This window comes from Mycobacterium sp. NAZ190054 (assembly GCF_001545925.1).
Taxonomy (GTDB): Bacteria; Actinomycetota; Actinomycetes; order Mycobacteriales; family Mycobacteriaceae; genus Mycobacterium.
This window is the reverse complement of the sequence record NZ_LMVQ01000093.1, coordinates 1-12567: the sequence shown is the minus strand read 5'-3', so window position 1 is coordinate 12567 and position 12567 is coordinate 1. Positions and strand designations below refer to the sequence as shown.

13 protein-coding genes are annotated in these 12567 nt (G+C 69.5%); 8 read left to right on the top strand and 5 right to left on the bottom strand.

Features of this window, described 5'->3' with window-relative positions; translation table 11 throughout:
* On the bottom strand, positions 1–668 hold a 668-nt coding region (locus ASJ79_RS08575), incomplete at its 3' end, for a GDSL-type esterase/lipase family protein (protein WP_231750788.1).
* Between the two features lie 198 nt (positions 669–866).
* Between ASJ79_RS08575 and ASJ79_RS08570 the strand changes: the two genes are divergently transcribed.
* The 4 genes from ASJ79_RS08570 to ASJ79_RS08555 all read left to right on the top strand — a co-directional run bounded on the left by ASJ79_RS08570 (position 867) and on the right by ASJ79_RS08555 (position 5355).
* The gene (locus tag ASJ79_RS08570) at positions 867–1937 is read left to right on the top strand and encodes an alpha/beta hydrolase fold domain-containing protein (RefSeq protein WP_067954286.1); all 1071 of its coding nucleotides are present in this window, start codon (positions 867–869) and stop codon (positions 1935–1937) included.
* Positions 1938–2003: 66 nt separating this feature from the next.
* Complete coding sequence (locus ASJ79_RS08565) at positions 2004–3398, top strand: cystathionine beta-synthase (RefSeq protein ID WP_067954282.1); 1395 nt, start codon at positions 2004–2006, stop codon at positions 3396–3398.
* Between the two features lie 398 nt (positions 3399–3796).
* Complete coding sequence (locus ASJ79_RS08560; RefSeq protein WP_067954281.1) at positions 3797–4765, top strand: hypothetical protein; 969 nt, start codon at positions 3797–3799, stop codon at positions 4763–4765.
* A gap of 92 nt (positions 4766–4857) precedes the next feature.
* Positions 4858–5355 carry an RDD family protein gene (locus ASJ79_RS08555; RefSeq protein ID WP_067954285.1) on the top strand — a complete coding sequence of 166 codons (498 nt, stop codon included), beginning with the start codon at positions 4858–4860 and terminating at the stop codon, positions 5353–5355.
* Here the strand turns inward: ASJ79_RS08555 and ASJ79_RS08550 are convergent.
* Positions 5339–6517: an acyl-CoA dehydrogenase family protein gene (locus ASJ79_RS08550; protein WP_156448340.1), complete on the bottom strand. Its 1179-nt coding sequence runs from the start codon at positions 6515–6517 to the stop codon at positions 5339–5341. The genes ASJ79_RS08555 and ASJ79_RS08550 overlap by 17 nt on opposite strands.
* Before the next feature lie 31 nt (positions 6518–6548).
* On the opposite strand from ASJ79_RS08550, the gene ASJ79_RS08545 reads away from it, so the two are divergent.
* A complete protein-coding gene (locus tag ASJ79_RS08545; RefSeq protein WP_067954280.1) occupies positions 6549–7739 on the top strand; it encodes a cystathionine gamma-synthase in 1191 nt (396 codons plus the stop codon).
* Here ASJ79_RS08545 and ASJ79_RS08540 read toward each other — a convergent pair.
* The 3 genes from ASJ79_RS08540 to ASJ79_RS08530 form a co-directional block, all read right to left on the bottom strand.
* Positions 7727–8398 carry a GPP34 family phosphoprotein gene (locus ASJ79_RS08540; RefSeq protein WP_067954279.1) on the bottom strand — a complete coding sequence of 224 codons (672 nt, stop codon included), beginning with the start codon at positions 8396–8398 and terminating at the stop codon, positions 7727–7729. The two genes, ASJ79_RS08545 and ASJ79_RS08540, sit on opposite strands and share 13 nt — an antisense overlap.
* Positions 8399–8459: 61 nt before the next feature.
* Complete coding sequence (gene greA, locus ASJ79_RS08535; protein ID WP_067954278.1) at positions 8460–8954, bottom strand: transcription elongation factor GreA; 495 nt, start codon at positions 8952–8954, stop codon at positions 8460–8462.
* A 232-nt stretch (positions 8955–9186) separates the two neighbouring features.
* Positions 9187–9609 (bottom strand): DUF4307 domain-containing protein, encoded by a 423-nt coding sequence (locus tag ASJ79_RS08530; RefSeq protein WP_067954277.1) that lies wholly within the window; start codon positions 9607–9609, stop codon positions 9187–9189.
* Between the two features lie 115 nt (positions 9610–9724).
* Here ASJ79_RS08530 and mca point away from each other — a divergent pair, with 115 nt between their 5' ends.
* The 3 genes from mca to ASJ79_RS08515 all read left to right on the top strand — a co-directional run.
* Positions 9725–10600, top strand: coding sequence for a mycothiol conjugate amidase Mca (gene mca, locus ASJ79_RS08525; protein WP_067954276.1), 876 nt, complete (start codon positions 9725–9727; stop codon positions 10598–10600).
* Positions 10601–10607: 7 nt separating this feature from the next.
* Complete coding sequence (locus ASJ79_RS08520; RefSeq protein WP_369803628.1) at positions 10608–10874, top strand: hypothetical protein; 267 nt, start codon at positions 10608–10610, stop codon at positions 10872–10874.
* On the top strand, positions 10861–12567 hold a 1707-nt coding region (locus tag ASJ79_RS08515), incomplete at its 3' end, for a thioredoxin domain-containing protein (protein ID WP_067954283.1). The genes ASJ79_RS08520 and ASJ79_RS08515, both read left to right, overlap by 14 nt.

Below are 12567 nucleotides of genomic sequence, written 5' to 3'. Positions count from 1 at the left end.
CACCTACTCGTCGTCCGTCGCTCTTCTCTTCGACCGGCCCCCCCCGGGACATCCCCCCTTTCCCCACACGACGCTCGTCCGATCTTGTCATCACCACGAGCCCCCCGCCCCGGCGGTTCGTGACCCGCAACCGCGGCCTGCGCCTGGCCCGCGCCCAGGCGGCGGGCCGACGGACCGATCCCGTTGGGTCTGGTGATGTCGTTGGCGCCGATCATGATGACGGCGGCGTCGGGCGGCGGACCTGCGACATACATCGCGTCGATCTGGCCGGACAGACCCTTCGACGTGGCCCCGACGATGGCCTTGGTGCTCAGCCGGATCCGCTTGCCCGACGCCGCGGCCAGCCCGCGCGCCAGCAGCACGCCGGGCACCTCGTCGGCGGTGTCGCAGCCGTACCCGGTGGCCGTCGAGTCCCCGAAGATCATCAGATGCAGATCGAACGCGACCCCGCGGTGCCACCGTTCGACCGGGCCGCCGCCGGGCGAGTAGACACCGTCGGCGCGGGGTGGGATCGCCCAGGCCTTGGGGATGACGCGACGGGCCTGATCGGCTTGACCGCTGAGCAGGTTGCGGGCCCCGACGTACGCGGTGGACGCCAGCGTTGCTGCGGCCGCCAGAGCGACCGCGGATCGGCCCGGTGCATGACCGAGGGGAGCACGCCCGAAAATGCCCACGGAGCAAGTTTAGAGCGGGATCGAGCCGATATCCGCGTGGTAACCGCGATCAGCCATCACAGTGCGGTATCAACTCCGGTACCAAATGCGTTTAACCAATTGTGATAGTGGTAACAAGTGGCAGGCTAAGTTACGAGCTTGTCTGAATAACTCGGCTTATCCCGGACTACAACGTCGTAGGAAGTGGTGGCGATGACGGCACCAAGCAAGGTTCCCAGCTCCTCCCCGCTGGGCGTCAGGGCAGCTAGAGCGCAGAAGCAGCGCCGCTACCCGGTCTCTGACGGTGCGCCTGTCGAGGTGGTCGAGGACGGTCCGAGCATCGCCGGACGGCTCATGGGGCTGGCCGCGATGGCCACGATCAAGCCGTTCCTGACGGTCGGCAGCTACGCCCCCAAACTGCCGTGGCCGTGGGGTCTGGTCGACTTCGCCGCCCGCGTGCTCAAGCCCGCGCCGGGCACCGTGCGCGCCACCATCGGGCTGCCGCAGTGCACCGCCCAGCTGGTGCGCGCCGCCGGTGTGCTGCCCGCCGACGGCAACCGCAGCGTGATTCTCTACCTGCACGGCGGTGCGTTCCTGACGTGCGGTGTCAACACGCACGGCCGCCTCGTCACCGCGCTGTCCAAGTACGCCGACGCGCCGGTTCTGGTCGTGAACTACCGGATGATCCCGAAGCACTCGGTCGGCACGGCGCTCGACGACTGCTACGACGGCTACCACTGGTTGCGCGAGCTCGGTTACGAGCCCGACCAGATCGTGCTGGCCGGCGACTCCGCCGGCGGCTACCTGGCGCTGTCGCTGGCCGAGCGGCTGCAGGCCGAAGGCATCGACGGCTTCAGCGGTGAGACACCGGCGGCGATCGTGACCATGTCCCCGCTGTTCGAGATCGACAACGAGGGACGCGCCGAGCACCCGAACGCCCGCACCGACGCGATGTTCCCGCCGAAGGCATTCCACGCGCTGGTGGAGCTCATCGAGGCCGCCGCCGAGCGCCGGGTCGTCGACGGCAGGCCGGAAGAGGTCTACGAGCCGCTCGACCACATCGAGCCCGGGCTGCCCCGCACCCTCATCCACGTGTCCGGCTCCGAGGTTCTGCTCAGCGACGCGCGTAAGGCCGCCCGTCTGCTGGCCGCCTCCGGGGTGCCGGTGGAGGTCCGGGTCTGGCCTGGTCAGATGCATGTCTTCCAGTTGGGCGCGCCGGCGGTGCCCGAGGCCGGCCGGTCGCTCAAGCAGATCGGCGAATACATTCGCGAGGCCACCTGGTAGCACCCGTGTGGCTGTACGGCCGGAGGCCGCCTGGCTACCCGGTCGCACGCCTGGGACGATGGACGCATGCGCATCGCCCGGCACGTCAGTGAACTCATCGGCAACACCCCGCTCGTCGAGCTGACCTCGGTCGTCCCTCCGGGTGCGGGCACTGTCGCGGCCAAGATCGAGTACCTCAACCCCGGGGGCAGCGCCAAGGACCGCATCGCCATCAAGATGATCGACGCCGCCGAGGCCAGCGGAGAACTGAAACCCGGCGGCACCATCGTCGAACCGACCTCCGGCAACACCGGTGTGGGGCTGGCCCTGGTCGCCCAGCAGCGCGGCTACAAGTGCATCTTCGTGTGTCCCGACAAGGTCAGCGAGGACAAGCGGAACGTACTGCGCGCCTACGGCGCCGAGGTGGTGGTGTGCCCGACGGCCGTGGCGCCCGACGACCCGGCCAGCTACTACAGCGTGTCCGATCGGCTCGTCCGGGAGATCGACGGCGCGTGGAAGCCCGACCAGTACTCCAACCCGATGGGCCCGGAGAGTCACTACGAGACCACCGGGCCGGAGATCTGGGCCGACACCGACGGCAAGGTCACGCATTTCGTGGCCGGCGTCGGCACCGGCGGCACGATCACCGGGGCCGGCCGCTATCTCAAGGAGGTCTCCGGCGGCCGCGTCAAGATCGTCGGCGTCGATCCCGAGGGGTCAGTGTACTCCGGCGGCACCGGGCGCCCGTACCTGGTCGAGGGCGTCGGCGAGGATTTCTGGCCGTCGGCGTATGACCCGTCGGTTCCCGACGAGATCATCGCGGTGTCGGACGCCGACTCGTTCGACATGACCAGACGGCTGGCCCGCGAGGAGGCGCTGCTGGTGGGCGGCTCGTGCGGGATGGCGGTCGTCGCCGCGGTGAAAGTCGCCGAACGGGAAGGCCCCGACTCGCTCGTCGTCGTGCTGCTGCCCGACGGCGGCCGCGGATACCTGTCGAAGATCTTCGACGACGCCTGGATGTCGTCGTACGGGTTCCTGCGCAGCCGGCTCGACGGCAAGGTCGAGGAGTCGACCGTCGGGGACGTGCTCCGCGGTAAGTCCGGGGCCCTGCCCGATCTCGTCCACACGCATCCGTCCGAGACGGTGCGCGACGCCATCGGGATCCTGCGCGAGTACGGGGTGTCCCAGATGCCCGTCGTCGGAGCCGAGCCGCCGGTGATGGCCGGCGAGGTCGCCGGCAGCGTGTCCGAGCGCGAGCTGCTCTCCGCGGTGTTCGAGGGCCGCGCCAAACTCGCCGACGCGGTCGCCGAGCACATGAGTTCGGCGCTGCCGCTGATCGGCGCCGGCGAACTGGTCAGCGCCGCCGCGAAGACGCTGCGCGAATGCGACGCGGTGATGGTCGTCGAGGAGGGCAAACCCGTCGGGGTGCTCACCCGCCACGACCTTCTCGGATATCTGTCCGACAGCGGCGCCGGCCACTGACCCACACGGTCGGCTGCGATCCGGCGAACACGACCCGCTCGCGCGTGAAACCGCTGTTGAACGGTGTTGCTCAGGTATCGTGAGCACGCTTGTCCAGCCACGTGCGAGCGGAAGGGCGTCCATGATCGACCGATCACCGCTCGCCGCGCGTTTGCCGGGTCCGCCCGTGTGTCGTGCCGGCAGCGGGAAAGCTGTTGATCCGGCCGGCGGTGTCGGTTACGTTCCAGATCTGGACCCCCGGCCCGCCGCAGTGCGCGATGGGTCCTGCGCGCAGTTCCCAGCGGTCAACGAGAAGGTTTGGGATTCATCGGGTTTCGACTTCCCAGCAGTCACGTCATGGCACACAAGATGAAGGGGACGGTTCGCGCTTCGTTCGCGACCGAGATCAGGAGATATCGATGACAGAGAATCCGCCGCCCGGCGGCTATCCGCCGCCGCCTCCGGGCGGTTACCCGCCGCCGCCTCCGCCCGGGGGCTACCCGACGCCTCCGCCACCTCCGCCCGGCAGCGGTTACGGGCCGCCACCCGGTGGCAGTTTCCCGCCCCCGCCGCAGGATTCGGGCGGCTATCCGCCTCCACCGCCCCCGGGGATGCCCACCGGCGGATTCGGGCCCCAGGGCGGATTCCCGCCCCCGGCACCGGGCTTCCCGCCCGGGGACGGGCGCCCGGCGTTCAGCGTCGGTGAGGCTTTCGGCTGGGCGTGGAACAAGTTCGCCAAGAACGCCGTCCCGCTGATCGTCGCGACGCTGGTCTTCGGTGTCGTGCTGCTCGCGCTGCAGGGCATCGTCAACATCGTCCAGATGCTGGTCTCCCCCGGGGACACCAGCTACGTCGCCGACGACAGCGGTCTGTCGTTCTCGTACGCCGCCACCGGCGTCGCCGGCATCCTGGTGGCCATCATCGGCTGGTTCCTGTCGCTGGTCGTCACCGCCGCGATCCAATCGGCGTTCCTCGGCGGCATCTTCGACATCGCCAACGGCCAGCAGGTCACGGTCGGGTCCTTCTTCCGGCCGCGCAACATCGGCAACGTCATCATCGCCGGGCTGATCGTCGGCGTGATCACCACCATCGGCCTCTTCCTGTGCATCGTGCCGGGCGTGATCGCCAGCTTCCTGCTGATGTTCACCACGATCGCGGTGCTCGACCGCAACCTGGCGCCGATGGACGCGATCAAGTCGAGCTTCCAGACCGCCAAGGCCAACGTCGGCCCTGTGCTGCTGGTGTGGCTCACGAGCATCGCCGTGGTGCTGGTGGGCGTGCTGCTGTGCGGCGTCGGTCTACTGGTGGCCGCCCCGGTGGCCACCCTGCTGCTGGTGTACACCTACCGCACCCTCAACGGCGGATACGTCGCACCCGCCGTCCCGTAGTTTCGACGATCCGGCCCGATGCCGGCGTGCCCGCCTGGTGCGGGTACGCCGGCATTGCGTTGTGCGGCAGCGCGGCCGGGGATGATGGGGGCGTGCACGGGACTGCGTCGAGGCTGTCGCGGCGGGCCTACACACCGTGGTGGACGCGGGTGGCCGCGTGGTTGCTCGACGTCATTCCGCTCTTCCTCGGCTGGGCGACCTGGGAGACCGTCGCGATCAGCAGCACCGCGATGGACTGTGTCACCTACGACAACGGCGGCGTCTCGTGCGCGTCGGTGACCACTCCGGGGACCGGCATCCTGGCCGCGGTGACGCTGCTGCTGTCCTCGGCCTATCTGGTGTGGAATCACGGCTACCGCCAGGGCGTCACCGGCGCCAGCATCGGGAAGTCGGTGCTGCGCTTCCGGGTGGTCGACGAAAAGACGTGGCGCCCGGTCGGATTCGGGACGTCGCTGCTGCGGTTGTTCGTGCACCTGGCCGATGCGGCCGTGTGTTTCGTCGGCTTCCTGTTCCCGCTGTGGGATCCCCGCCGTCAGACGCTGGCCGACAAGCTCGTCGGCACGGTGTGCGTACCTAGCGGAACGCGCTGACGCCGGTGAGCGCCTCGCCGATCACCAGTTGATGCACCTCCGACGTGCCCTCGTAGGTCAACACCGACTCCAGGTTGTTGGCGTGCCGCAACACCGGGTACTCCAGAGTTATCCCGTTGGCGCCCAACAATGTTCGGCACTGGCGGGCGATCTCGATGGCTTCCCGGACATTGTTGAGCTTCCCGACGCTGACCTGTTCGGGCCGGATCCGGCCCTCGTCCTTGAGCCGGCCCAGGTGCAGGGCCAGCAGCTGGGCTTTGCCGAGCTCGACCGCCATGTCGGCGATCTTGGCCTGCGTCAGTTGGTAACCGGCCAGCGGCCGGTCGAACACCGCGCGGCTGCCGACGTAGTCCAGCGTCGTCTCCAGGCAGTCCCGGGCCGCACCGACCGCGCCGAACACGATCCCGAACCGCGCCTCCGACAGGCAGCTCAACGGCGCTTTGAGCCCTTGCGCCTCCGGCAGCCGGGCGTCGTCGGGGACGCGGACGTCGTCGAGGTGGATCTCGGAGGTGACCGATGCGCGCAGCGACAGTTTGCGCGTCATCTCGGAGGCGTGGAACCCCGGCGTCGACGTCGGCACCGCGAACCCGAGCACGCCTTCCTTCGAACGCGCCCAGATCACCGCGACGTCGGCGACCGACGCGTTGGTGATCCACATCTTCGAGCCGCTGAGGATCCAGTCCGAGCCGTCCCGGCGGGCAGTGGTGCGCATGCCGCCCGGGTTGGACCCGAAGTCCGGTTCGGTGAGCCCGAAGCAGCCGATCAGTTCGCCTGCCGCCATTCCGGGCAGCCACCGCTCGCGCTGCTCCTCGCTGCCCCAGCGATGGATGGCGAACATCGCCAGCGAGCCCTGCACCGACACCAGGCTGCGCAACCCGCTGTCGACCGCCTCGAGCTCCTGGCACACCAGCCCGTAGGCCGTCGCGGTGGAGCCCCCGCAGCCGTACCCCTTCAGATGCATCCCGAGCAGGCCGAGCCTGCCGATCTCGACGGCGAGCTCACGCACCGGCACCTGCCCGGTCTCGAACCACTCCGCGACGTGGGGGCGCAGCCGTTGTTGCCCGAACTCGCGCACCATCGTGCGCAGGTCGCGGTCCTCGGCGCTGAGCATCGCGTCGAGGTCGAGGAGGCTTTCGATCGTGGTGGTCGGAGAGGTCGGCATGTCCAAGTTGTACCCGGCTAGCCTGGCGAGCATGAGTGAGCAGCGCAGCGCCTCGGACCACTACCGGGCCTTCGGCCCCGCCACGAAGGCCATCCACGCCGGATACCGGCCCGATCCGGCGACCGGGGTCGTCAACCCGCCGATCTACGCCAGCTCGACGTTCGCGCAGGACGGCGTCGGCGGGCTGCGCGGCGGCTTCGAGTACGCGCGCACCGGCAACCCGACCCGCTCGGCGCTGGAGCGAGCGCTGGCCGCGGTCGAGGGGGCCGCCTACGGGCGCGCGTTCAGCTCCGGCATGGCGGCCACCGACTGCGTGCTGCGGGCCGTGTTGCGGCCCGGCGATCACCTCGTCATCCCCGACGACGCCTACGGCGGCACCTTCCGGCTGATCGACAAGGTGTTCAGCCTGTGGGGGATCAGCTATACCGCGGTGGCGCTGTCGGATCTCGACCGGGTTCGTGCGGCCGTGACCGACCGCACGAAGCTGATCTGGATCGAGACCCCGACCAACCCGCTGCTGACGATCGCCGACATCGCCGGCATCGCCGAGGTGGGCGCAGCCACGGGGGCGAAGGTGCTGGTGGACAACACGTTCGCCTCGCCGGCGCTGCAGCAGCCGCTGGCCCTGGGCGCCGACATCGTGCTGCACTCGACCACCAAGTACATCGGCGGGCACTCCGACGTCGTCGGCGGGGCGCTGCTGACCAACGACGAAGCCCTCGACGACGCGTTCGCGTTCCTGCAGAACGGCGCGGGCGCGGTGCCCGGACCGTTCGACGCCTACCTGACCGTCCGTGGCCTCAAGACGCTGCCGCTGCGGATGCAGCGGCACAGCGAGAACGCCGCCGTCATCGCCGAGTTCCTCGACGCGCATCCGGCGATCACGAGCGTGCTGTACCCGGGCCTGCCCGGCCACCCCAACCACGACGTCGCCGCGCGGCAGATGAGCGGATTCGGCGGGATGGTGTCGGTGCGGATGCGCGGCGGACCGCAGGCCGCACGCGACTTCTGTGCCCGGACCGAGATCTTCATCCTCGCCGAGTCGCTGGGCGGGGTGGAGTCGCTGATCGAGTATCCGGGCGCGATGACGCACGCGTCGACCGCGGGGTCGCAGCTGGAGGTGCCCGACGACCTGGTGCGCCTGTCCGTCGGCATCGAGGACGTCGCCGATCTGCTCGGCGACGTCGAGCAGGCGCTCGACTCCGCCGGTCAGGTCAGCTGAGACAGCGCCTGCCGGACCGCGGACGCGGTGACGGCGAGATTCACCTCCGGCAGTCCCGTCGGTGCTTCGTCGACCCAGCTGCCGATCGCGATCTCGCCGGCACGGGCATGCACCCAGCGCCACCCGCGGTCGTTGAGGCTCAGCAGCGCGCCGAGGCCGTCGACGGTGTGCAGCACGGTGATCACCGCGGCGGTCGCCGGTGCCGGCGGCCGCCGTTCGAACAGTGCGGCCGTCAACGCGGCGCGTGCGGCGCCTGCCCGGTCGCGGTGGGGCAGCGGATAGGCGAACGAACGGCCGAACCGCTTGCCCGGCTGGGCGATCCGGCGCAGCTGCCCGCTCCGCTCCAGGTGTCCGACGACCAGCTTCTCGCTGTCCCTGGCCAGCTTCTTGACGGCCTGGCCCGCGGTGAGGGGTTTGGCGCGCAGCAGATCGAACGCCGCGGCCGTCACCGGATCCATCGGGGTCGCCGCGTTCAGCGCCACCAGACGGCCCGCCGGGACCGGTTCCCCGTCCATCGCCGGACGAACGCGGCAGGCATGAGCCAGGTCCAGCAGGATCGCGGCCGCGAGCGCGCGCTCGCGGCGCGGGCTGTCGAGACCGGGTTGGGCGGACGCATTGTCGACGAGCAGAAGGAACAGGTCCTCTGCGATCTGCGCCATGCGTCGGAGACTAACGCGGCCTCACGGGGCCGCGCGCGTCAACCCGACACGGCCGCGCGCATCAGCCCTGGTAGGGCTCAGCGCTGACCAGCGTCACCTTGACGGTGTTGCCGCTGGGCACGGTGTAGGACCGCGACTCGCCGACCTTGGCGTCGATCAGCGCGCCGCCGAGGGGTGAGTTCGGCGAGTACACCTCGAGCTTGCCGTCGCTGACACCTTGTTCCCGGGTGCCGATCAGGAAGGTTTCGGTGTCGTTCTCGTCGTCGTCGTAGTACACCTTCACGACCGAGCCGGGCAGCGCGATGCCGGACTGCTTGGGCGCCTCGCCGACCTTGGCGTTGTTGAGCAGCTCCTGAAGCTGACGGATGCGGGCCTCTTCCTGGCCCTGCTGCTCGCGGGCGGCGTGGTAGCCGCCGTTCTCGCGGAGGTCACCCTCTTCGCGGCGGTCGTTGATCTCGGCGGCGATGACGGGACGGTTGGCGATCAACTGGTCGAGTTCGGCCTTGAGGCGGTCGTAGGACTCTTCGGTCAGCCAGGTGACCTGCGTGTCGGTCATGTCCTGCTCCTGTCGTTGTTGCTTCCGCGCCTTGCTGCAGAAGGTTGAAAAATCTCGGTCACGGCGCCGGGAAGGTCGTGCGTGTATCGCCGTCATCGCGAGCGTCGGTGCTGAGCTCCAAAATGCAGCAATACACGGCCCCAGCAGGAACCGTGTATCGGCCCAGCATAGCACCGCCGGGACCGGCGAACTTCAGGTTTTCGCCGCCGGCTGTTCGTCGTCCGGTCGGTTGTCAGCCCCCGACCAGATACCCGGGGACGTCGGTCCCACACCCGTACACGTCGCCGATGACGGCGGGTCGGCTCGACTTCACGGTGGTGGTGACCTGCACCGTCGCGTCCGCTGACGGCGGGACCAGCACCTCGCGCCTGCCGGTCTCGTCGCCGTCGTAGGAACGGGCGCGCACGATGCACACCACCGGGCGGGAGGGGTCGTCGCGGGTGACGCTCACGGTGACGTCGACGGTGTGCGGGTCGACCAGCTCGTAGCCGGCGAGTTCGCCTTCGACGTCGTTGGAGCCGAACCGGTTGAACGCGACGGTCGCCACGACGATGCCGGTCAGGACCACCAGAGCCGTCAGTCCGATGGCGATCCAGCGGCGCGTACGCCGGCTGAGCCGCTGTTGCCCGTAGCGTTCGGGCGGGCGCTCGATCATCGTTTTGCATGCCCGTCGGTCGGATGGGTCTACTAGACCTGGAACTATAGGGCCACTCGCGTGGTTGAACTTCTGCGTGAGTGGACAAGCGAGAGACCAGCTGAGAAGGACAGGGTTGAGCGAACTGCGGTTGATGGCCGTGCACGCGCACCCGGACGACGAGTCCAGCAAGGGTGCCGCGACGATGGCGCGCTACGTCGACGAGGGCGTGCGCGTCATGGTCGTGACGCTGACCGGCGGGGAACGCGGCGACATCCTCAATCCGGCGATGGATCTGCCCGAGGTCCACGGCCGGATGCCCGAGATCCGCCGCGACGAGATGGCCAAAGCCGCGCAGATCCTCGGCGTCGAGCACCACTGGCTGGGCTTCGTCGACTCCGGGTTGCCCGAGGGCGACCCGCTGCCGCCGCTGCCCGAGGGCTGCTTCGCGCTGGAGCCGCTGGAGGTGCCGACCGCGGCGCTGGTGAAGGTGATCCGGGACTTCAAACCGCACGTCATGACCACCTATGACGAGAACGGCGGCTACCCGCACCCGGACCACATCAAGTGCCACCAGGTGTCCGTCGCCGCCTACGAGGCCGCCGCCGACCACCTGCTCTACCCGGACGCCGGTGAGCCGTGGAGCGTGTCGAAGCTGTACTACAACCACGGGTTCCTGCGGCAGCGCATGCAGACCCTGCAGGACGAGTTCGCCAAGCACGGCAAAGAGGGCCCGTTCGGCAAGTGGCTGGAGAACTGGGACCCTGAAGAGGACCTGCTCGAAAAACGGGTGACCACACGCATCGAATGCTCGAAGTATTTCGCGCAGCGTGACGAGGCGCTGCTGGCGCACGCCACCCAGATCGACCCGAAGAGCTTTTTCTTCACCACGCCGATGGAATGGCAGCAGCGGCTGTGGCCGACCGAGGAGTTCGAGCTGGCCAGGTCCAGGGTGCCGGTGGTACTGCCCGAGACCGACCTGTTCGCCGGGATCGAGGACGCGAGTGAATGACGTGCTGATGCTGGGCCTGGACCTGGTCACGGTGGCCCAGGACGGGCCCCGGCAGACCGGGCCCGATTTCGGCAAGGCCAGCCCGTTCGGGCTGATCATCGTGGTGCTGTTGTTGATCGCGGTGTTCTTCCTGGTGTGGTCGATGAACCGGCACCTGCGCAAGCTGCCGAAGTCCTTCGGCGACGACGGTGATCAGCCGGCCGGCGACGGGTCCGCCGACCCCGACCTGACCACCGAGAATCCGGCCGACGGGACGGAACGTGACTCGAGCTGACGGCTCGGGGAATTCACTGGCACGGGCCACGAGCCCGTATCTGAGGCAGCACGCCGACAACCCGGTGCACTGGCAACAGTGGACACCGCAGGCGCTGGCGCTGGCCGCCGAACGTGACGTGCCGATCCTGCTGTCGATCGGCTATGCGGCCTGCCACTGGTGTCATGTCATGGCCCATGAATCGTTCGCCGACGACGAGGTGGCCGCGGCGATGAACGCCGGGTTCGTCTGCATCAAGGTCGACCGCGAGGAGCGCCCCGATCTGGACGCGGTCTACATGAACGCGACGGTCGCCCTGACCGGCCAGGGCGGCTGGCCGATGACGTGCTTCCTGACCCCCGACGGCAGGCCGTTCTTCTGCGGCACCTACTACCCGAAGGCCACCTTCCTGCAGCTGCTGGCCGCGGTCCGCGACACGTGGCGCACCCGCCGCGCCGACGTGGAGGAGACCTCGGACAAGATCGCCGCGGAGTTGCGGTCGATGGCCTCGGGTCTGCCGGGCGGTGGCCCGCCGATCGCGGCCGAACTCTGCGACGACGCGGTGGCCACCGTGCTGCGCGACGAGGACACCGGCAACGGCGGTTTCGGCGGAGCGCCGAAGTTCCCGCCGTCGGCGTTGCTGGAGGCGCTGCTGCGCCACCACGAACGCACCGGGTCGGCGTTGGCGCCGGTGTCGCGGGCGTGCGAGGCGATGGCGCGCGGCGGCATCTACGACCAGCTCGGCGGGGGCTTCGCCCGCTACAGCGTCGACGCGGCGTGGGTGGTGCCGCACTTCGAGAAGATGCTCTACGACAACGCCCAGCTGCTGCGGGTGTACGCGCACTGGGCCCGTCGAACCGGAAACCCGTTGGCGCACAAGGTGGCCGACGAGACCGCGCGGTTCCTGCTCGACGAACTGCGCAGCGACGGGATGTTCGTGTCGTCGCTGGACGCCGACGCCGCCGGGGTCGAGGGCCTGACTTACGTCTGGACGCCGGGCCAGCTCGCCGAGGTGCTGGGTGAAAGCGACGGGCGCTGGGCGGCACAGCTTTTCGGGGTCACCGAGGACGGCACCTTCGAAGCGGGCGCGTCGGTGCTGCAGCTCCGCACCGATCCGGACGATCCGGCGCGTTTCGAGCGGGTCAGGACCGCGCTGCGTGCCGCGCGCCGTTCCAGGCCGCAACCGGCGCGCGACGACAAGGTGGTCACGGCCTGGAACGGGTTGGCGATCACCGCGCTGGTCGAAGCGTCGTTCGCCTGTGACCGGCCCGAATACCTCGACGCGGCGATCGAATGCGCCCAGCGGCTGCTCGCCGTGCATGTGGTGCAGGGCCGACTGCGCCGTTCCAGCCTGGGCGGTGTGGTCGGCGACAGCGTGGCGGTACTGGAGGATCACGCCGCGCTGGTCACCGGCCTGCTGATGCTGCATCAGGCGACAGCGGAGCCCGGCTGGCTGCACCAGGCGAGCCGGCTGCTCGACCTCGCGCTGGACCACTTCGCCGATCCCGGTACTCCCGGCCGCTGGTTCGACGTCGCCGACGACGCCGAGCAACTGGTGTTGCGACCGTCGGACCCGCTCGACGGTGCCACACCGTCCGGGGCGTCGCTGACGGCCGAGGCGCTGCAGCTGGCCGCCCATCTGGCCGCTGAACCCACCGCGCAGCGGTACTCGGCGGCGGCCGACGCCACGTTGGCCGCCGCGGCGGTACTGGTG

What these genes read in the sequence shown, in the direction of transcription:
- ASJ79_RS08570 (WP_067954286.1), top strand. Translation starts at nt 867, where the DNA reads ATGACGGCACCAAGCAAGGTTCCCAGCTCCTCCCCGCTGGGCGTCAGG.
- ASJ79_RS08565 (WP_067954282.1), top strand. Translation starts at nt 2,004, where the DNA reads ATGCGCATCGCCCGGCACGTCAGTGAACTCATCGGCAACACCCCGCTC.
- ASJ79_RS08560 (WP_067954281.1), top strand. Translation starts at nt 3,797, where the DNA reads ATGACAGAGAATCCGCCGCCCGGCGGCTATCCGCCGCCGCCTCCGGGC.
- ASJ79_RS08550 (WP_156448340.1), bottom strand. Translation starts at nt 6,517, where the DNA reads ATGCCGACCTCTCCGACCACCACGATCGAAAGCCTCCTCGACCTCGAC.
- ASJ79_RS08545 (WP_067954280.1), top strand. Translation starts at nt 6,549, where the DNA reads ATGAGTGAGCAGCGCAGCGCCTCGGACCACTACCGGGCCTTCGGCCCC.
- ASJ79_RS08540 (WP_067954279.1), bottom strand. Translation starts at nt 8,398, where the DNA reads ATGGCGCAGATCGCAGAGGACCTGTTCCTTCTGCTCGTCGACAATGCG.
- greA (WP_067954278.1), bottom strand. Translation starts at nt 8,954, where the DNA reads ATGACCGACACGCAGGTCACCTGGCTGACCGAAGAGTCCTACGACCGC.
- ASJ79_RS08530 (WP_067954277.1), bottom strand. Translation starts at nt 9,609, where the DNA reads ATGATCGAGCGCCCGCCCGAACGCTACGGGCAACAGCGGCTCAGCCGG.
- ASJ79_RS08520 (WP_369803628.1), top strand. Translation starts at nt 10,608, where the DNA reads ATGCTGGGCCTGGACCTGGTCACGGTGGCCCAGGACGGGCCCCGGCAG.